This window comes from Billgrantia saliphila, from assembly GCF_002930105.1.
GTDB lineage: Bacteria > Pseudomonadota > Gammaproteobacteria > Pseudomonadales > Halomonadaceae > Halomonas > Halomonas saliphila.
In genome coordinates this window covers 1-18,293 of record NZ_PJRN01000033.1, presented here as the reverse complement: position 1 = coordinate 18,293, position 18,293 = coordinate 1, and the positions used below count along the sequence as shown (strand labels likewise).

The 18,293-nt window shown below is 64.0% G+C and carries 18 protein-coding genes; all 18 read right to left on the bottom strand.

Annotated features, from left to right (window positions below):
* Positions 1–154: 154 nt before the first annotated feature.
* Positions 155–910, bottom strand: coding sequence for a FadR/GntR family transcriptional regulator (locus CYJ07_RS19985; RefSeq protein ID WP_104205456.1), 756 nt, complete (start codon positions 908–910; stop codon positions 155–157).
* 60 nt (positions 911–970) lie between these two features.
* The gene (locus CYJ07_RS19980; RefSeq protein WP_104205455.1) at positions 971–1,768 is read right to left on the bottom strand and encodes an NAD-dependent epimerase/dehydratase family protein; all 798 of its coding nucleotides are present in this window, start codon (positions 1,766–1,768) and stop codon (positions 971–973) included.
* A gap of 28 nt (positions 1,769–1,796) precedes the next feature.
* The gene (locus CYJ07_RS19975; RefSeq protein WP_104205454.1) at positions 1,797–2,660 is read right to left on the bottom strand and encodes an amidohydrolase family protein; all 864 of its coding nucleotides are present in this window, start codon (positions 2,658–2,660) and stop codon (positions 1,797–1,799) included.
* A gap of 4 nt (positions 2,661–2,664) precedes the next feature.
* Positions 2,665–3,801: a mandelate racemase/muconate lactonizing enzyme family protein gene (locus CYJ07_RS19970; RefSeq protein WP_104205453.1), complete on the bottom strand. Its 1,137-nt coding sequence runs from the start codon at positions 3,799–3,801 to the stop codon at positions 2,665–2,667.
* 36 nt (positions 3,802–3,837) lie between these two features.
* Positions 3,838–5,118, bottom strand: coding sequence for a TRAP transporter large permease (locus CYJ07_RS19965; RefSeq protein WP_104205452.1), 1,281 nt, complete (start codon positions 5,116–5,118; stop codon positions 3,838–3,840).
* Positions 5,119–5,120: 2 nt separating this feature from the next.
* A complete protein-coding gene (locus CYJ07_RS19960; RefSeq protein ID WP_104205451.1) occupies positions 5,121–5,660 on the bottom strand; it encodes a TRAP transporter small permease in 540 nt (179 codons plus the stop codon).
* Positions 5,661–5,719: 59 nt separating this feature from the next.
* Positions 5,720–6,685, bottom strand: a complete 966-nt coding sequence (locus CYJ07_RS19955; RefSeq protein WP_104205457.1) for a TRAP transporter substrate-binding protein — start codon at positions 6,683–6,685, stop codon at positions 5,720–5,722.
* A 75-nt stretch (positions 6,686–6,760) separates the two neighbouring features.
* The gene (gene kdgD / locus CYJ07_RS19950) at positions 6,761–7,657 is read right to left on the bottom strand and encodes a 5-dehydro-4-deoxyglucarate dehydratase (RefSeq protein ID WP_422666984.1); all 897 of its coding nucleotides are present in this window, start codon (positions 7,655–7,657) and stop codon (positions 6,761–6,763) included.
* A gap of 247 nt (positions 7,658–7,904) precedes the next feature.
* Positions 7,905–9,245 (bottom strand): enolase C-terminal domain-like protein, encoded by a 1,341-nt coding sequence (locus CYJ07_RS19945; RefSeq protein ID WP_104205449.1) that lies wholly within the window; start codon positions 9,243–9,245, stop codon positions 7,905–7,907.
* Positions 9,246–9,305: 60 nt separating this feature from the next.
* A complete protein-coding gene (locus CYJ07_RS19940; RefSeq protein ID WP_104205448.1) occupies positions 9,306–10,631 on the bottom strand; it encodes an enolase C-terminal domain-like protein in 1,326 nt (441 codons plus the stop codon).
* 44 nt (positions 10,632–10,675) lie between these two features.
* Positions 10,676–12,238: a galactarate dehydratase gene (gene garD / locus CYJ07_RS19935; RefSeq protein WP_104205447.1), complete on the bottom strand. Its 1,563-nt coding sequence runs from the start codon at positions 12,236–12,238 to the stop codon at positions 10,676–10,678.
* Positions 12,239–12,270: 32 nt separating this feature from the next.
* The gene (locus CYJ07_RS19930; RefSeq protein ID WP_104205446.1) at positions 12,271–13,785 is read right to left on the bottom strand and encodes a tripartite tricarboxylate transporter permease; all 1,515 of its coding nucleotides are present in this window, start codon (positions 13,783–13,785) and stop codon (positions 12,271–12,273) included.
* Positions 13,786–13,802: 17 nt separating this feature from the next.
* Positions 13,803–14,246, bottom strand: coding sequence for a tripartite tricarboxylate transporter (locus tag CYJ07_RS19925; RefSeq protein ID WP_104205445.1), 444 nt, complete (start codon positions 14,244–14,246; stop codon positions 13,803–13,805).
* Between the two features lie 102 nt (positions 14,247–14,348).
* Complete coding sequence (locus tag CYJ07_RS19920; protein ID WP_104205444.1) at positions 14,349–15,404, bottom strand: type 2 periplasmic-binding domain-containing protein; 1,056 nt, start codon at positions 15,402–15,404, stop codon at positions 14,349–14,351.
* Between the two features lie 28 nt (positions 15,405–15,432).
* On the bottom strand, positions 15,433–16,350 hold the full coding sequence (kdgD, locus tag CYJ07_RS19915; RefSeq protein WP_104205443.1) for a 5-dehydro-4-deoxyglucarate dehydratase: 918 nt from the start codon (positions 16,348–16,350) through the stop codon (positions 15,433–15,435).
* Between the two features lie 229 nt (positions 16,351–16,579).
* Entirely contained in the window at positions 16,580–17,311 is a 732-nt protein-coding gene (locus CYJ07_RS19910; RefSeq protein ID WP_104205442.1) for a 16S rRNA (uracil(1498)-N(3))-methyltransferase, read from the bottom strand.
* Between the two features lie 12 nt (positions 17,312–17,323).
* Complete coding sequence (gene secB, locus CYJ07_RS19905; RefSeq protein WP_104205441.1) at positions 17,324–17,848, bottom strand: protein-export chaperone SecB; 525 nt, start codon at positions 17,846–17,848, stop codon at positions 17,324–17,326.
* Between the two features lie 39 nt (positions 17,849–17,887).
* The coding region (locus CYJ07_RS19900; RefSeq protein ID WP_104205440.1) for a rhodanese-like domain-containing protein at positions 17,888–18,293 on the bottom strand (406 nt) is incomplete at its 5' end.

Here is an 18,293-nt window from a genome sequence, read left to right as displayed (position 1 = left end):
AGGTGGGCTCGAGGGTCTCGCCGGTGGCGGGGTTGACGGCATTGATGGGCTTGGAACTGCCGCTGACGGCCTCCCGACCGATCAGCATCTTGCCTTCGAGTGTCATGGTGGCTCCTGATATCCGGTATCGCCTGTTCAGGAGAGAGCCGGCGGCTCAGGCTTCCTGATACTTGGCGTACATGGTTCGCGCGCGGTTGAGATGCTGGTACATCATTTCGCGCGCCGCTTCGGGGTCGCGGGCCAGGATCGCCTCGAGCACGTAGGTGTGTTCCTCTTCCACTCGGGCGAGGTACTTGTCCGTGGCCGCGGTATTGATCTCGATACTCATCAGCTTGGCGCGGGGTATCACGCTCTGGCTCAGTTGTTCGTAAAAGACCCTGAAGAAGGGGTTTTTCGTAGCGGCGGCGATCGCATAGTGAAACTCGTAGTCCTCCTCACGTGCCTGAGACTTTGCCGCTCTTGCCTCGATGAAGGCGGCGTGTTTCTCACGCAGGACGCGACGATCCTCATCGTCGTGCCGTTCGGCGGCCAGCGCCGCCGCCGCCGGCTCGAGATTGAGCCGCAGCTCGAGCACATGCAGGATGTCCTCGACGGTGGTCGGACTGATGCGCTCGGCCGGCATCGCTTCGATCGTGGTAGAGCGCAGCACAGTGGTACCGACACCCCGACGCGTCTCGACCAGCCCCAGCGACTTGAGATGGGTGATGGCCTCGCGGATCACCGTACGGCTGACGCCGAAGGCCTCGCACAGACCGTTCTCGGTCGGCAGCTTCTCGCCTACGCTGATACCGCCGTTGACGATCAACGCCTCGAGCTGGTCGGCGACATGCAGGGACAGGCTTCCTTCACGTGAAAGCTTCTGAACTTTCAGTTCCTTGAAGTCGGCCTTGAGATCGGTTCTGCCTGCCATATCGACATCCACCTGTCATGAGTCGTCGTTGAGGAGTGCCTCGCCACCGGATCGTCGTCGTCAGTCGTCGGGGTGCCCGGAGGTGGCAAACGGCCCGCCCTGGTAGATGACTGCCGGATCCGTGGGATCGAGATTCGCATCGAGTGCTTCCATCTCGGCACGCCAGGGTTCCGAGCTGTCCTTCGGCACCCAGCCGAGAAAGGCGGCCTTGCTGTTGTCCCACCAGCGTTCGGCGTTGTCCGAGAAGCCATAGACCACGGTATAGGCCAGGCGCGGCGTGACGATGGCACGCTCCACCAGACTGACGAAATCCTCGGCGCTCAGCCAGATCGCCAACTTGCGCGTATCGGTCGGCTTGGGGTGGCACCAGCCGATGCGCACGCTGAGGGTCTCGACGCCGAACTTGTCATGATACAGACATGCCAGGTCCTCGCCGAAGCACTTGGTCACACCGTAGAGCGAGTCGGGCCGATGCGGCACGTCGGAATCGATCCTCTGCGTACGCTCGTAGTAGCCGGTGGTGTGGTTGGAACTGGCGAAGATCACCCGCGGTTTGCCGTGCCGTCGCACCGCCTCGTACAGATTGTAGGTACCGACGATATTGGCCTGCAGCAAGCTGTTCCATGGCTTCTCCAGCGAGACGCCGCCCAGGTGCACGATGGCATCGCAGCCCTGAACCAATTCATTGACGGCTTCGGCATCGGCGAGATCGCACGGTACGAGCTCCTCGTGGTCAGCCGCCTCGCCGAGGTCGGCAATGTCCGACAAGCGCACCGTCCGGGCCAGTTTCGCCAGGTGCGGACGGATGATGCGGCCCATGCCTCCGGCGGCGCCCGTTACCAATAGACGATCGATCATGCGTTTCCTCCTCAAGCAGACAAAAGGGTCAGAAGCCGTACAGGGCGGCGGGATTGTCGACCAGGATGCGACGGCGTTCCCCGGGGCCGGCCCACTCGAGCAACACGTCGAGCTGCTCGGCATCGTCCGGGTATTGCTCGCGAGGCACGCCGACGTGGGGCCAGTTCGACCCCCAGATCACCCGCTCCGGAGCATGGGCGATGACCCGACGAGCGATCGCTCCCACGTCCTCGTAGCGCGGCCCGCCGGCCACGCTCGCCTCGTAGCCGGCGCAGATCTTGAACCAGGCATTGCCACGGTCGAGCAGCCGCAGAATGGCGTCGACGCGGCGATCGCCTGCCGTCACCGGCGGCATGAACTTGCCGATGTGGTCGATGATGTATTCCCCCTCGATGCGTTGCAGGCCATCGAGATAGTCGTCCAGGTGCTGGCCGTTGAACTGCACCATCAGGTGCCAGCCCAGCGGGCGAATCCGGCGCTCGACCTCAAGCATGCTGGCATGCGTTACTGCACCGCCGGGCAGGTTCATGATCCGAGCCCCGCGCACGCCCTTCTCGTGCCAGGCGCGCAACGCTTCGCCAGGCGTTTGCGGTGTCACCGCCGCCACCCCCCGAGCGGTTGCCGTTCCCAGCTGGGTCAACGCCTCGAGCAGGGCGCCGTTGTCGAGCTGATAGGCGTTCGGCTGGGTGACCACCACCCGCTCCAGCCCCAGGCGCGCCTGCACCTTGGCGTAGTCCTGGGGCGTCGCCAGCTCGGCGATGCCGGGCCCGCCGGGTTGGGCCTCAAAGCCGGGCAGATACAGGTGGATGTGACAATCGGTGGCGCCCGGCGGTGTCTCGAGTCGCGGCGCCGGCCCCTCCAGCGGCCGCGTATTGGCAGGTATCGCTGTCACGTCGTCATGCCTCCTTGAGAGCGAAGCGGCTGAGCGCCTCGCGGTCGATCTCGATGCCGAGTCCGGGCCCATCGGGGATCGTCACCACGCCCTGGTCGTGCTCGATGGGTGTCGTCACCACCGCCTGGCGGAAGGGGTTGACGGTGCGGTCGAACTCGAGAATGGGCTCGATTGGGTTCCGCCGCGGCGGGTTGGGCGGCAGCGCCGCCATGAACTGCAGGCTGGCGGCCAGGCACACGGCGGTGCCCCAGACATGGGGCACCAGGCGTACGCCGTGCAGCGCCGCCATGTCGGCCACGCGGCGAATCTCGGTGAAACCGCCGACACCGCAGATGTCGGGCTGGACGATGTCCACGGCGCGGGTGGCGAGCGGCTCCTGCATGGCATAGCGGCCGTGCCAGGTCTCGCCGGCGGCCACGGGGATCGGCTGGTCGGCGCGCACCGCGCGGTAGGCCGAGACGTGCTCGGGCAGTACCGGCTCCTCGAACCAGTCGATGTCGAATTTCGCCGCCCTGCGGCCCACCTCGACGGCTTCCAGGTAGTCGTAGCCGTGGTTGGCGTCGATCATCAGGCGCAGGTCGGGGCCGATCGCCTCGCGCACCGCCTCGAGCACGCGCAGGTCCTCCTCCACATCGAAGCCGATCTTGATCTTCACCGCATGGAAGCCCTCGCGACGGTATCCTGCCACTTCCCGCGCGATATCCTCGACACGATCCACGCCCTCCCGGCGGAACGAACCGGTGGCATAGGCCCGCACGCTGTCGCGGAAGCGGCCGCCCAGCAGGGTCGCTACCGACACGCCGAAGCGCTTGCCCTTGATGTCCCACAGCGCGATATCGATGCCGCTCAGGGCGGTGACGGTCAGGCCGCGCTGGCCCTGGTCGCGCAGCCGGTTGTAGAGATCGAGCCAGATCTTCTCGGTCTGCAGCGGATCCTGGCCGACCAGGGCGGCGGCGTAGGCCTGCACGACGGCAGCGTTGGGCTTGGCAGGGCCCAGGCATTCGCCCCAGCCCGTGGTGCCGTCGTCGCAGACGACCTCGACCAGGCAGTGCTGACGCCGGGTGAAGTGCATGGAGGCGCTTTCGAACGCGGTCTCCAGCGCATGGTCGAGGATATGGGTATGTACGGCTGCAATCTTCATACGTTGAGTCCGTTGTACGGTTCGGTCGTTAGATGCTCAGCGGAACAGCGCAGGCAGCGACAGCGAGACGGCCGGCACGTAGGTCACCAGCATCAGGGCGACGAACAGCGCCAGGTAGAATGGCCAGATGGTACGCACGGCCTGCTCGATCTTGATCTTGCCGATTACGCAGCCGACGAACAGGCAGGCCCCCACCGGCGGGGTGCACAGCCCGAGCCCCAGATTCATCATCATGATGATGCCGAACTGGATCGGGTCCATGCCGAACTGCATGGCCACCGGCAGGAAGATCGGCGTGCAGATCAGGATCAGAGCCGCCATGTCCATGATCATGCCGAGCCCCAGCAGCAGCAGGTTGAGCAGCAGGAAAATGACGATGGGGTTGTCGGAAAGCGCCATCAGCACTTCGGTCAGCAGCTGCGGCACGTTGTACAGCGCCAGCAGGTAGGAGAACGCCGAGGCGCAGCCGACCAGGATCATGACCAGCGCCGTGGTCCTCACCGATTGCAGTACCGCCGCCTTGAACGACGCCCAGCGCAGCTCGCGATAGACCAGCGCGGTGACCACGATGGCGTAGATGGCGCCGAAGGCCCCGGATTCGGTCACGGTGAGAACGCCCGACAGTACCCCGCCGACAATGATCACGGCGGTCATCAGGCCCGGAAGGGCCGCGGCCAGGCTGAGGATCAGCACGTCCCACCCCGGGAAGGTTTCGCCCTTGTAGCCACGCTTGACCGCCACCAGGTAGGCCGCCACGGCCAGGGTCAGGCACATCAAGATGCCCGGCACGATGCCGGCGATGAACAGCTGCGTGACCGAGATGCCGCCGCCGGCCGCCACAGCGTAGAGGATCATGTTGTGGCTCGGTGGTATCACCACCCCGGCGACCGATGAGGTCACCGTGACGTTCACGGCGTAATCGGCGTCGTAGCCCTTCTCCTTCATGACCGGCACGAGGATCGAGCCGAGCGCCGACGTATCGGCCACGGCGGAGCCCGAGATGCCGCCGAAGAGCATCGAGGAGGTGACGTTGACGATGCCCAGGCCGCCGCGCACCTTGCCCACCGCAGCCGACGCCAGACGCACCAGCCGGGTGGAAATACCGCCGTGCAGCATCAGTTCGCCGGCAAAGATGAAGAACGGGATAGCAAGCAGCGAGAAGACCGAGATGCCCGACAGGATGCGCTGGAAAGCGACGAACAGCGGCAGCCCCTCATAGAGGAAGGTCGCGACGGCGGCCAGCCCCACGGCGAAGGCGACGGGCGCGCCTGCCAGCAGGCCGAGAAAGAAGATACCGAACAGAATGGCAAGGCCCATTGTCAGTTGCCCTCGTCAAAGTCGTTGCCGGAGAGTCGCGACACGATATTGGCCACGGCGAAGAGCACGATCAGTCCGCCGCAGATCACTAGCGGCGCGGCTCGCCAGCTTTCGGAGAGCTTGATCATCGGGATCGCCCGCTCGAGGTTGGTCATGACCAGGCCCCAGCCCTGGTACGCCATGAAGGCGCCGAAGATCACGATGAAAAGATCGGCGATATAGCGAAATATCGTCCTGAAGGGCTCGGGCATCCCCTCGCGCACGAAGTCGATGCTCAAGTGGGTGTTTCCCCTGACGCCGGCCGCCGCTCCCAGGCAGGTGATGTAGACCACGAGCAGCAGGGACGCCTGCTCCACCCAGGTCGGCGTGTTGTTCAGCACGTAGCGACCAAACACCAACCAGCCGAAGATGGCGATGAGAAACACCAGCAGCACGCCGGCGACCGCCAGACAGAGGCTGGCGATGGCGTCCAGTAGTCGGCTTGCCCGCTTGCGCAACTGGGGAGAATTCACGGCGACCTCGTGGTCAGCATAGGTTCTCATGGCGTAAGCCTCCTTTCCCCTCGGCGCACCAGGCGCCGAGGGGGACGTCACGGGGGAGCTCAGTTCGAGTTCCGGATGGCGTCGATCAGGCTCTCGAGGTCAGGGTTCTCCTCGATGAAGGCCGAATAGACGGGTTCCATCTTCTCCTGGAAGGCCGCCTTGTCCTCCACCTCGTTGATCTCGATGCCGGCGTCCAGCACGATCTGCCGGCTCTCCTGAGACCCCTCGACCCACAGCTGTCGCTGCAGCTCGGATGCCTTGATCGCCTCCTCGCGCACGATCTCCTGATCCTCGGGCGACAGCGCCTCCCAGCTCGCCTTGGCGATGCACAGGCACTCGGGGATGATCAGGTGCTCCGTGAGTGAGTAGTAGTCGGCGGCCTCGTAGTGGTTACTGGACTCGAACGAGGGGTAGTTGTTCTCCGCACCGTCGAGTACCCCGGTCTTGAGCGCCTGATAGACCTCGCCGTAGGCCATCGGGGTGGCATTGCCGCCAAGCGCCTCGATCATCTCGACGTACAGGTCGTTGTTCATGACCCGGATCTTCAGGCCCTGCATGTCCTCGGGCGTGTGCACGGGGCGCTCGGTGTTGTAGAGGCTGCGGGCGCCTGAATCGAACCAGGAGAGGGCGATCAGGTTCTTCTCCGCCAGGGCGTCGGCAAACTGCTGGCCGATCTCGCCGTCCATCACCTCGTGCATGTGCTCGATGCTGCTGAAGAGGAAGGGCAGCGAGAGCACGTTGGTTTCCTTCACGATGGGTCCCATCGGCCCCATGTTGAAGTTGGCGAAATCCAGCGCGCCGCTGCGGGTCTGCTCGATGGCGTCTGGCTGATCGCCGAGTACGCCATTGTTGTAGACCTGCACCGTCACGCGCCCCTCTGTCCTCTCGGTCACGCTCTCGGCGAACGCCTCGAGCGCTTCGGTATTGGGATAGCCCGGCGGGTGAATGTTCCAGCCGCGCCAATCCTCGGCCTGGGCCGGCAGCGATAGCAGCATCACGGCGGCGGATGCGGCAACGGCACTCATCGTCTTGGTTGTCGAGTTGGTTGTTTTCACGACGCACTCCTCTTCTTTGTTTTTGGTGTTGTGGCTGGGGTGGGGTTAGAAGCCTCGAGCGATACCGATCAGCGCCTCCAACCGGTTCCGCTCTTCCTGGGTGGGCATGACCAGAGGCGCACGTACGCTTCCGGCCGAACGGCCGATGAGGTCCGCTCCCGCCTTGATCAGACTGACGGCATAGCCCGCTTTCCGGTCCCTGAGATCGACGAAGGGAATGAAGAAGTCGTTGGTGATCTGCCTGACGACCTCCCGATTCCCCTGACGCAACTCCTTGTAGAACCTGACCGCCATGTCCGGCACGAAATTGAACACGGCGGAGGAATAGGTATTCACGCCGATGGAGAGGTAGGCCTCGGCGAAGATCTCCGCGGTGGGCACGCCTCCCACGTAGACCAGTCGGTCGCCCACGGTCTTGACGATCTTGTTGAGTAACTGGATATCGCCCTTGCCGTCCTTCAAGCCGATCAGGTTCGGGCAGGCGCCGGCTAGCTGCTGCACCGCGTCGACGCCAAGTACGCCGTTGCCGCGGTTGTAGTAGATGACGCTGAGCGGCGTCGCATCGCAGATCCTGCGTGCGTACTCGACCAGCCCCTCCTGCGGGCACTCGGTCAGGTAGGGCGGCATGAGCAGGATGCCGTCGGCGCCCGCTTCATCCGCGGCCTTGGCAAAAGCCCTGCCGCTCTCCACGCTCAGCCCCGCGCTGGCGATCACAGGCAGCTTACCGCCGACCGTCTCCACGGCCACACGCACGATGTCCCGGTACTCATCGAGCGACAGGTTGAAGAACTCGCCCGTGCCACCGGCCACGAAGACGGCGGAAATGTCATGGCTGGCGAACCACTCCAGGCGACGGCGATAGCTGTCGGCATCGAAGCGCCCGTCGCTATCGAAATCAGTGACGGGAAAGGACAGCAGCCCATCGCCCACGGCTCGCATCATGGTGGCTCTGGAAAACTCCACGAATCGCTCCTTTTGTCGGCGCCTCACCGGTTCACTCCGAGACAGCTCTGGAAGAAAACGCCAACCCAGAGGGCGGTAAGCGGCACTTGTTTTTGTAATACATCATACAACATACAAGCTAATCGCCCCGCTCCGGTGTTGCAAGCCAGTCCATGGTCGAACTCGACTAAAGTACAAGCGGGGCGCCACGCGCTTCATCCACACCGGCGCCCGTACCATCACGAGATCAGCGCACCAGCGCCGGTCGCTTGGGATCGAACTCCCAGCCGGGGCTCAGGTACTGCATGGCCATGGCGTCGTTGCGCCCGCCAGCGGGCAGCTTTCGATAGAGGCTATTGGCCTCTTCGACGCGGCCCATGTCGAGTTCGATACCCAATCCCGGCGTCTCGGGCACCGACACCTTGCCTCCGACGATTTCCAGCGGCTCCTTGGCCAGACGTGCATCGGACTCCTGCCAGATCCAGTGAGTGTCCAACGCCGTGACGCTGCCCACGGCGGCCGCGCCCACATGCACGAACATCGCCAGCGAGACATCGAAGTGATTGTTGGAGTGGGACCCCCATGTCATGCCGTGGTCCTGGCACAGTTGCGATACGCGTACGGCGCCGGAAAGCGTCCAGAAATGTGGGTCGGCCAGAGGAATGTCCACCGAGCGCAGCATCAAGGCGTGGGCCATTTCCCGCCAGTTGGTGGCCACCATGTTGGTCGCCACGGGCAGACCGGTGGCATGGCGGAACTCGGCCAGAATCTCTCGGCCGGAGAAACCCTGCTCGGCGCCGCACGGATCTTCAGCGTAGGCCAACACGCCGCGCAGGTCACAGCATAGGCTCACTGCCTCGTTCAGCGACCAGGCTCCGTTGGGGTCGATGGTCACCCGTGCCTCGGGAAATGCCTTGGCCAGCTCGGTCACAGCCTCGACCTCCTGCACGCCTGGCAGCACACCCCCCTTGAGCTTGAAATCCTTGAAGCCATAGCGATCCTGCGCCGCCTTGGCCAGCGCCACGATGCTTTCCGGCGTCAGTGCCTCCTCGTCGCGCAGGCGGTACCATTCATGACTCCCGCCGGTAGTGCCGCGCCGATACTCCAGCGGTGTCGCGTGTCCATCGCCGATGAAGAACAGGTAGCCCAGCACCTCCACGCTATCACGCTGCGGCCCATCGCCCAGCAGTTCTACTACCGGCACGCCGAGAAACTTTCCCAGCAGGTCGAGTAGTGCGGCCTCCAGCGCCGCCACGGCGTTGACGCGCAGCTCGAAGGTCCACGAGCCCTTGCCGAAGTCCTCGAAATCGGCACTGCGCCCAGCGGAGTGCAACGAGGCCACCAGGGAACGCAGCTTGCCGATGGGCTGCCCCATCACGAGCGGACGCGCCATCTCCAGCGATTGCCGGATCGTTTCACCGCCCGGCGCCTCGCCCACGCCCACGTTGCCCGAACTGTCCTTGAGAAGGATCAGATTGCGCGTGAACCAGGGCGAGTGCGCGCCTCCGATATTGAGTAGCATGCTGTCGCGTCCGGCCACGGGAATGACCGATACCTCTTCGATGACCGGCGTCTGGGAATACGTCACACGTCACCTCCTGTACCCACGCACATTGCTTGCCTTGAGCGGTGGCGTTGCCACCCGATTTCAGCGCACCAGCGCCGGTCGCTTGGGATCGAACTCCCAGCCGGGAATCAGGTACTGCATGGCCATGGCATCGTTGCGCTGCGTCACGTCGAGCCCTTGGTAAAGGCGATGGGCCTCCATCAGCTTGTCTTCGTCGAGCTCGATACCCAGGCCGGGCGTCCTGGGCACCGCCAGCTTGCCGTCGCGGATGCGGAACGGCTCCCGGGTAATGCGCTGGCCGTCCTGCCAGATCCAGTGGGTGTCGATGGCGGTGATCTCGCCGGGACAGGCCGCGGCCACATGCGTCATCATCGCCAGCGAGACATCGAAGTGATTGTTGCTGTGCGAGCCCCAGGTCATGCCCCACTCGTGGCACAACTCGCCCACCATCACGGCGCCCTGCATGGTCCAGAAGTGACAGTCCGCCAGCGGGATGTCCACGGCGTTGAGCTGCACGGCGTACTGCAGCTGCTTGAAGTCCGTCGCGATCATGTTGGTCGCGGTGGGCAGGCCGGTACGCTTCTTGAACTCGGCCATGGTCTCGCGCCCCGAGTAGCTCTCTTCCTGGCCGCAGGGATCCTCGGCATAGCTCAGCAGGTCGCGGATCGGCGTGAGCACCCGCACGGCCTCATCGAGCGTCCAGGCACCGTTGGGGTCGAGCGTCAGGCGCGCCTCGGGGAAAGCCTCATGAAGGGCGCGAATGCAGTCGGCCTCCTCCTCGCCTCGCAGCACGCCGCCCTTGAGCTTGAAGTCCTTGAAGCCGTAGCGCGCATAGGCCGCCTTGGCCAGGTTGGCGACCGCATCCGGGGTCAGCGCCTCCCGGCAACGCACCTCGTCCCACTCGTCCCTGGGGTTCTCGGGCCGGGGATAGGGCAGGTCGGTCTTGGCCGGATCGCCCAGCAGGAACAGGTAGCCCAGCGCCTCGACCTCGTCGCGCTGACGCCCGTACTGGCCCAGCAGGTCGGCCACGGGCAGTTGCACCGCCTGGCCATAAAGGTCGTACAGGGCCGATTCAATACCGGTGATGACATGCACCGCCACGCGCAGGTCGAAGGTCTGGCGACCGCGCTCCTCTCGCCCGTTCCTGGCCAGCAGCAGGCGCGCCTGGTTCAGGGTCTGCTTGATGTCGTTGATCCGCGACCCTTCGACCAGCGCACGGCACTGCTCGAGCCCCTTGAGGATACCGGCGCTGGACGGTATCTCACCGACACCCCGATTGCCTGCATCGTCCTCCAGAATGACGACGCAGCGAATGAACCAGGGCGCATGGCCTCCGCTGAGGTTCAACAGGAAACCGTCGTAGCCGGCGACCGGGACGATGCGCATCTTCTTGATCTTGGGAAACATGAGACGTTCTACCTATGAGTCTGGATTAGGGTCTGGTCTGTGCGTCACGTCACGGGGGCCGGATTGAACAGCGCCAGATCGTTGTGGATACCCAGCCGGTCGGCCGCGGCCTGCCGGCGTCCGCTCGCCACATCGAGAATGAGCCGGAAGAGTTCCCAACCCACCGCCTCGATGCTGGCGTCGCCGGTGGCGATGCGCCCGGCGTCGAGGTCGATCAGATCGTGCCAGCGCCGGCCCAGCGTCGAGTTGCTGGAAACCTTGAGCACCGGCACCATCGACAGGCCATAGGGCGTGCCGCGACCGGTGGTGAACACCTGCAAGTTCATGCCGGCCGCCAGCTGCAGGGTGCCGCAGATGAAATCGCTGGCCGGCGTGGCGGCGAAGGTCAGCCCCTTGCGACGCAGCCGCTCGCCGGGGCCGATGACGTCGACGATGGGCGAGCTGCCGGACTTTATGATCGATCCCAGCGCCTTCTCGACGACGTTCGATAGGCCCCCTTTCTTGTTTCCGGGGGAAGGGTTGGCGCTGCGATCGGCCTGCCCCTGGGAGAGATAATCGTCGTACCACGCCATCTGCTCGATGAGCGCCCGGCCCACCTGTTCGTCTATCGCCCGGGGCGTCAGCAGGTGGATGGCATCGCGCACCTCGGTGACCTCGGAGAACATCACGCTGCCCCCGGCGCGCACGATCAGGTCGGTGGCAAAGCCCACGGCGGGGTTCGCGGTAACTCCCGAGAAGGCGTCGCTGCCGCCGCACTGCATGCCCACCACTAGGTCGGAGGCCGGACAGGTCTCGCGACGGCGGCGATTCAGTCGTTCGAGGTGGCGCTCGGCCATGGCCATGATGCCCTCGACCATCTCGCCGAAGCCGTGGAAGGAGTCGTCCTGCAGGCTAAGCACATTGGCGTCGGGGTCCGCCGCCTCGGTGTTCTCGTAGATCCTGACGGGGCGGTCGTCGACCAGCGTGGAGGGTTGGAGCTTCTCGCAGCCCAGGCCGATAACCATTACCTGGTTGCCGAAGTTGGGGTTCAACGCGATGTTCTTGAGGGTGCGGATCGGCACGATAGCGGCCGGTGCGTTGATGGCCACCCCGCAACCGTAGGTGTGGTTGAGCCCCACCACGTCGTCGACGTTGGGATAGCGCGGCAGCAGCTCGCGCTTGATGCGCTCCACCACGTAATCCACCGTGCCGGCTACGCACTGCACGCTGGTGGTGATTCCCAGCACGTTCTTGGTGCCTACGCTGCCGTCCGGGTTGCGGTAACCCTCGAAGGTAAAGCCCTCGAGCGGCTCCACGTCCGGGGCCGGCCGTGTGGCGAGCGGCAGGTCGTCCAGCGCCGGTGCCTGGGGCAGCCGCACCCTGGTCTCGTCGACGTGCTCACCCCGGCCGATGGCGACCACGGCGTTACCGATGACCTCGCCGTAGCGCACGATGGGAGCGTCGATGTCGATATTCCGCAGGGCCAGCTTGTGGCCCTGGGGGATCCGGCCGGCCGCGACCAGCCCATCACCCAGCGCCTGGCCTTCAACGAGGCCCCCTGCCTCGACGACGATGGCGACGTTGTCGCCGGGATGGACCTTGATGATCTTGCCTTCGAAAGCGCTCATAGGGTTCCTCTTCGCTATGCCTGGGCCGTTGATCAGCCGAGCAACTCCTGACGATGCTTGGCGCGATTCTTCAGGCTCATCGTGATCGAGAACACCACCGAGGCCAGGATCAGCAGCCACAGCACCACCGCGATGGGGCTCTTGGTGAAGAAGATCGTCAGGGTCCCGGCCGATTCGAGGCTCTTGACGAAGTAGACCTCCGCCTGGCTGCCCAGGATGAAGCCGATGATCAGCGGCGCCACCTCCAGGCCGACCTTCTGGATCAGGTAGCCCAGCACGCCGAAGATCAGCAGTGTCCAGACATCGAACATGATGCCGTAGTTGATGGCGTAGGCACCCACCACGCACATCATGACGATGATCGGGAACAGAATGTGCTTCGGCACCATCACTACCTTGGCGATGTACTTGATGGCATAGAACATCAGGAAGAACATCACGAAGTTGGCGAAAATCAGCGCCGCCATCATGACGTACCAGGTCTCGGCGTTCTCGGGAATGAACAGCGGCCCCACCTGGATACCCTGGAGGGTGAAGGCACCGATCAGCACGGCGGTGGTGGAATCGCCGGGAATGCCCAGCGACAGCAGCGGGATCAGAGCTCCGCCGGTCAGCGCGTTGTTGGCTGATTCGGAGGCGATGAGCCCTTGGGGTGCGCCCTTACCCATCTGGGAAGAGTCGCGCGCCAGGTTCTTTTCCTGGGTATAGGCCAGCACCGAGGCGGCGCTGCCACCGACCCCCGGCAGCATGCCGACGAAGGTACCGATAAAGGAGGAGCGCACCAGGTTGGTCAGGCGTCCCTTGAAAAGGGCCAGCGAGAAGGTGGCGCCCGCTCCCTTGCCGATCTTCACCCGCTCGTCGGTCAGGTCGCTCTTCACTCCCTTCTCGGCTTCGAGAAGGATGGTGGAGATGCCGAAGATGCCGATCAGCACGGGCAGCAGGGAGAAACCTTCGAACAGGTAGGGCTCCATGAAATCGAACATCAGACGGGTCTTGCCGTTGCCGCCGTCCGAAATGCTGTAGTCCCCGATCAGGCTCAGCCAGATACCAATCACACCGCTGAAGATGCCCACCAGCATATTGTTGGACAGGGAGGCGATGACCGTCAGGGCCAGGAGGATGATCAGGAACTTTTCGATATAGGAGAACTTGATGGAGAAGTCGGCCAGCAGCGGAGCGAACAGGAACAGCACGGCAGCACTGATCAAGCCGCCCACAAGGGAAGCGACCACGCTGATCTTCAGCGCACGCTCCCCCTCACCCCTGCGCGCCATGGGATAGCCATCGAACGTCGTGGTGATCGATGAGGGGGTGCCGGGGATGTTGAGCAGCACTGCCGGTACCATGCCGCCCGAGATGCCGCCCACGTACAGGCCGAGCAACAGTGCCAGGCCATGGTTCAGGCCCAACGCATAGGTCAACGGCAGGCACACCGCCACCGCCATGGTGGCGGTCATGCCGGGGATGGCACCGAACACGATCCCGACCAGGGCGCCCAGCGCGGTCAGGAGGAAGAAGGTCACATCGAGCAGTGAAAGGATTTCCATGGTGGCACTCGCTTCGGTCACGGCAGGGTGATCTGGAACAGCTTGGCCAGGATGAGCCAAGCCAGGCTGGGCGCAACGAAGGCATTGAGTGTCACGATAACCAGTGCTTTGCTGGTCCACTCATGCAGATACAGAAGCGACATGAGGAAGACAAAAGGTATCGAGACGAACAGAAACCCGTAACCCGTATAAGGAAACATGTCCCCCACGACCGTCATCAGGTAGAAATAGGTCGCGATCAGCGCAAGCGTGCCGAAGAAGCGCAGGCCATCCATGGACTCTCCCACGATGGGCAATGTGCGCTCACCGCGCTTCACGGCGGCCAGGAAAGGGACGACCTGGGTCGCGACCACGAGGACGAACAGTACTGCCATGATCCAAGTGATCAGGGTCGGGAAGAACAGGTGAGAGGTCCCGAAATCGATCGAGACACTAAGCAGATCTGACAGACCTGATTCCATAGCGGCTCCGTTAGAGACAGGTCGACCTGCCTATCGTCGTTCTGGCGTTTCTTTGCCCGGGCCGGGCGCCGGCAGCGAATCCGCCGGCACCCTGGCGCTGATTTACTGGATGTTCTCGATGATTTCCGCGTAGCGAGACCGCTTCTCTTCCAGGTACTCCGACGCTTCGCCCGACGGCCTGAAGTTGGGGATGAAGAAGGCGCTCTTCTGTGCCTCCTGGATCTCGCCCTCCTCGAAGATCTCGGCGAGCGCCTCATCGATCTGCTCGACGATGCCCGGATCCATGTCCTTGTTGTAAAGGAAGAAGAATTCCTTATCGAAGGTGAAGGTCTCGTCGTCACCCATGGTCACGTGCACGTTGGGTTCGACGTGCTGCAGCAGCTGCTCGCGGGTTGTCTGACCAAGCCCCTCCTCCGGCGCCTGCTGGATGGTCTCCTGGCGGGCCGTCAGCCAGACGAAGCGCATGGCCTTCTGATCCTCTTCCGGCAGGCGGGTGTACTGCTCGTTGGCCTGCACGGAGCCATTGATCAGATCGACCTGGTCATCGAAGAGCAACTGGTTCTTGTCCGACTGGGAGCCGGTGTTGACCGCCACCAGGTTGTCTTCCTGCCCCGGATGCTCGATGGCAATGGCGTTCTTCAGCGCACTGAAGCCGATCTCGGAGACACCGCCAGGCTGGATCGCCACGCGCACGGTCTCGCCCTCGCCCACCGCCGCGATGATGTCATCGAGGGTCTCGTAGGGCGAATCCATGGGCACCAGGTAGGCATTGCCCGGGTTGATGGCCACTGTCGGCCCGATGGTGTATTTCTCGAAGATATCGGCATAGCCCTCCACGCCATACAGGTGACCCAGGTAGGCCTGGTCGTGGAAGATCATCAGCGTATTGCCGCGGGCATCACGATCCAGGGTACGGAATGCCGAACTAGCGCCCACGGCGTCGACCTTCATGTTGATATCGAGCTTCTCGGACAGTTGGTCCACCACGATGCTCGAGTTCTGGTAGGTGTCGCCACCGGTCGAGGTGGAGCCGATCACGACCCGAACGTTGCCCCGCAGCTGGCCCTCCTGGGCCTGAGCCGCGCCGATCCCGTAGGTCAGCGACGTCATCAGGACGGCCGACCCCAGGCCCACGATAGTCTTCTTGGATACTGGCATGCTTCACCTCATCAGCTTCGTTGTTGGTTTATAGTTGCCTGGCCTTCTCTACCAGCGTCTCGAGCTGCTGGCGCTCCTCGGTGGAGGGCATGGTCAGCGGCGCCCGGACGCTGCCGGCCGGGCGTCCGATGATCTCGGCACCCGCCTTGATCAGGCTGACGGCATACCCCGCTTTTCTGTCCCTGAGATCGACGAAGGGAATGAAGAAGTCGTTGGTGATTTGCTTCACCACCTCACGATTGCCCTTGCGCAGCTCCTTGTAGAACTTGACCGCCATGTCGGGCACGAAGTTGAACACGGCCGAGGAGTAGGTATTGACGCCAATGGAGAGGTAGGCCTCGGCGAAGATCTCCGCGGTGGGCACGCCACCGACATAGACCAGGCGGTCCCCTACCGTCTTGACGATCTTGTTGAGCAGCTGAATATCGCCCTTGCCATCCTTCAGACCGATCAGGTTCGGGCACCGGTCCGCCAACGCTTGGACCGAATCGGCGTTGAGGATGCCGTTGCCGCGGTTGTAGTAGATGACGTTGAGCTCGGTGGCGTCGCAGATCCGGCGGGCGTACTCGACGAGCCCCTCCTGAGGGCATTCGGTCAGGTAGGGCGGCATCAGCAGAATGCCGTCGGCGCCGGCCTCCTCGGCCGCTCTGGCGAAGGCCTTGCCGCTCTCCACGCTAAGCCCGGCGCTGGCGATGACCGGCAGCTTGCCGTCCACGGTTTCGACTGCAACGCGAACCACTTCGCGATACTCGTCGAGCGAGAGGTTGAAGAACTCACCCGTGCCACCGGCCACAAAGACGGCGGAGATGTCATGACTGACGAACCACTCCAGGCGGCGACGATAGCTCCCCGCATCGAAACGGCCTTCGCTATCGAAGTCGGTGATGGGGAACGACAACAGCCCATCCCCTATGGCCTCTACCACTGCTGCTCTGGAAAATTTCACGAACACTTCCTCTTCGGTTAACACATATCGCTGGCTCTGGGTCCCGCGGGCGACCGGCTTGCTGGTTCATGACGGTCGATGTGTCTGTTGTCATACATCATACAACTTACAAACTAATGAGCCGTTCCCCACCCCGCAAGACAAGGCGTGAAAAAATAGACCAAAGTCTAAAAGGCATGATGGATTCGAACATACCGATGCGGCGCGCCGGCGCGCGCGGCCCAAGCGCTTAGCCGAGGTCCCCGAAGCGGTACTGCAGCAGCGACAGCGCCACCACCGGCGCGGTCTCGGTGCGCAGGATGCGCGGGCCGAGGGAGAGGGGGGAGAAACCGGTCTGACGGGCGGCGGCGACTTCGCTGTCGGAGAGCCCCCCTTCGGGGCCGATCAGCAGCGCGGCGCTGGCGGGCGCCTCGTCGCGCCCCGAGGCACGCTCGACGCCGGGATGCAGGACGAGACGCAACGATTCGTCGCGATCGCCGAGCCAGACGTCGAGAGGCTGTGGCGGGTAAACAGGGGGAACGGTGGCGCGACCGCACTGCTCGCAGGCGCTAATGGCCACGGCCTGCCAGTGGGCGAGCTTCTTCGCCTCGCGCTCGCCCTTGAGTCGCACGTCGCCGTGCTCGGTGTAGAGCGGTGTGATCGCGGCAACACCGAGCTCGACGGCCTTCTGGATGGCGTAGTCCATGCGGTCGCCCTTGGAGATCGCCTGACCCAGGTGTACCGCCAGCGGCGACTCGCCGCGGCCGGCCTCAATGGCCTCGACGCGTGCCACTACGCGCTTGCGGCTCGCTTCGACCAGTACCGCGCGGGCCTCCTGGCCGGCGCCGTCGAAGAGTCTCACCGGCGCACCTTCGCCCAGGCGCAGCACACGCGCCACGTGGCGCGCGGGCCCCTCGGGCAGAACGACGTCGCCGCCGACGGTGAAGTCGGCGGCGACGTGGATGCGCGGGCTCGTTGCCATGGCGGATGAAACCTACTGCGCGGGCTGCTCGCCCTGCTGCTGGGCCTGCTCGGCCTGACGCTTCTTCTTCTGGGCGTAGATCGCCTCGAAGTTGACCGGCGCCAGCATCAGGGGCGGGAAACCGCCGCGGTTGACCAGGTTGTCGATGCACTCGCGGGCATAGGGAAACAGCATGTTGGGACAGAAGGCGCCCAGGGTGTGTTCGAGCTGCGCCCCTTCGATGCCGCTGATGCGAAACAGGCCGGCCTGCTCGATCTCGGCCAGGAAGGAGGTGGTGCCCTCCTCACTGTGGCGAACCTGCGCGGTGACCTTGAGCGCCACTTCGTAGAGTTCCTCGCCGACCTTCTTGCTGGAGGTATTCAGGTCGAGGCCGACCTTGGGCTTGAACGGCTGCTGGAACACGGCGGGCGAGTTCGGCGCCTCGAAGGAGATGTCCTTGACATAGATGCGCTGAACGGCGAACTGGAGCTGCTGCCGGTTCTGCTGATCGGCGGCCTGGCTGCCGCCGGCGGCGTTCTGGCTGTTCTCTTCGGCCATGGGAAGGTTCCTTTTGCGTCTATGCGTCTTGTGTATTGGCTACTTCTTGACCACCGGCAGGCCGTCGGCCTGCCACTGCATCATGCCACCCTTGAGCTTGTAGACCCGTGGGAAGCCGGCCTTGGTCAGCTTGGCCACGGTCAGGCCGGACGTCTGTCCGCTCTTGCAGACCACGATGACCGGCTTGTCCTTGGCCTTCTCCAGCTCCCCGAGGCGGTCGTCGATGCGGCTCTGGGGGATATTGCGCGCACCGGCGATGTGGCCGGCCTTGAAGTCGCCCGCTTCGCGGGTATCGACGACCACGGCGTCCTCGCGGTTGATCAGCTGGGTGGCCTGGCCGGAGGTCACGCCGCTTGAGGCGCTGTTACGCACTTCATAGGCGATCCAGGCGGTCAGTACCAGCAGGAAGGCGCCCACCAGGAGCGGGTGATTCTGAACGAATTCG

Bases quoted from the DNA above. Each gene is read 5' to 3' on its own strand.
- CYJ07_RS19940 (WP_104205448.1), bottom strand. From the start codon at position 10,631: ATGTTTCCCAAGATCAAGAAGATGCGCATCGTCCCGGTCGCCGGCTAC.
- CYJ07_RS19960 (WP_104205451.1), bottom strand. From the start codon at position 5,660: ATGAGAACCTATGCTGACCACGAGGTCGCCGTGAATTCTCCCCAGTTG.
- CYJ07_RS19925 (WP_104205445.1), bottom strand. From the start codon at position 14,246: ATGGAATCAGGTCTGTCAGATCTGCTTAGTGTCTCGATCGATTTCGGG.
- CYJ07_RS19965 (WP_104205452.1), bottom strand. From the start codon at position 5,118: ATGGGCCTTGCCATTCTGTTCGGTATCTTCTTTCTCGGCCTGCTGGCA.
- CYJ07_RS19920 (WP_104205444.1), bottom strand. From the start codon at position 15,404: ATGCCAGTATCCAAGAAGACTATCGTGGGCCTGGGGTCGGCCGTCCTG.
- CYJ07_RS19980 (WP_104205455.1), bottom strand. From the start codon at position 1,768: ATGATCGATCGTCTATTGGTAACGGGCGCCGCCGGAGGCATGGGCCGC.
- CYJ07_RS19910 (WP_104205442.1), bottom strand. From the start codon at position 17,311: ATGGCAACGAGCCCGCGCATCCACGTCGCCGCCGACTTCACCGTCGGC.
- CYJ07_RS19955 (WP_104205457.1), bottom strand. From the start codon at position 6,685: ATGAGTGCCGTTGCCGCATCCGCCGCCGTGATGCTGCTATCGCTGCCG.
- kdgD (WP_422666984.1), bottom strand. From the start codon at position 7,657: ATGATGCGAGCCGTGGGCGATGGGCTGCTGTCCTTTCCCGTCACTGAT.
- CYJ07_RS19970 (WP_104205453.1), bottom strand. From the start codon at position 3,801: ATGAAGATTGCAGCCGTACATACCCATATCCTCGACCATGCGCTGGAG.
- garD (WP_104205447.1), bottom strand. From the start codon at position 12,238: ATGAGCGCTTTCGAAGGCAAGATCATCAAGGTCCATCCCGGCGACAAC.
- CYJ07_RS19985 (WP_104205456.1), bottom strand. From the start codon at position 910: ATGGCAGGCAGAACCGATCTCAAGGCCGACTTCAAGGAACTGAAAGTT.
- CYJ07_RS19930 (WP_104205446.1), bottom strand. From the start codon at position 13,785: ATGGAAATCCTTTCACTGCTCGATGTGACCTTCTTCCTCCTGACCGCG.
- secB (WP_104205441.1), bottom strand. From the start codon at position 17,848: ATGGCCGAAGAGAACAGCCAGAACGCCGCCGGCGGCAGCCAGGCCGCC.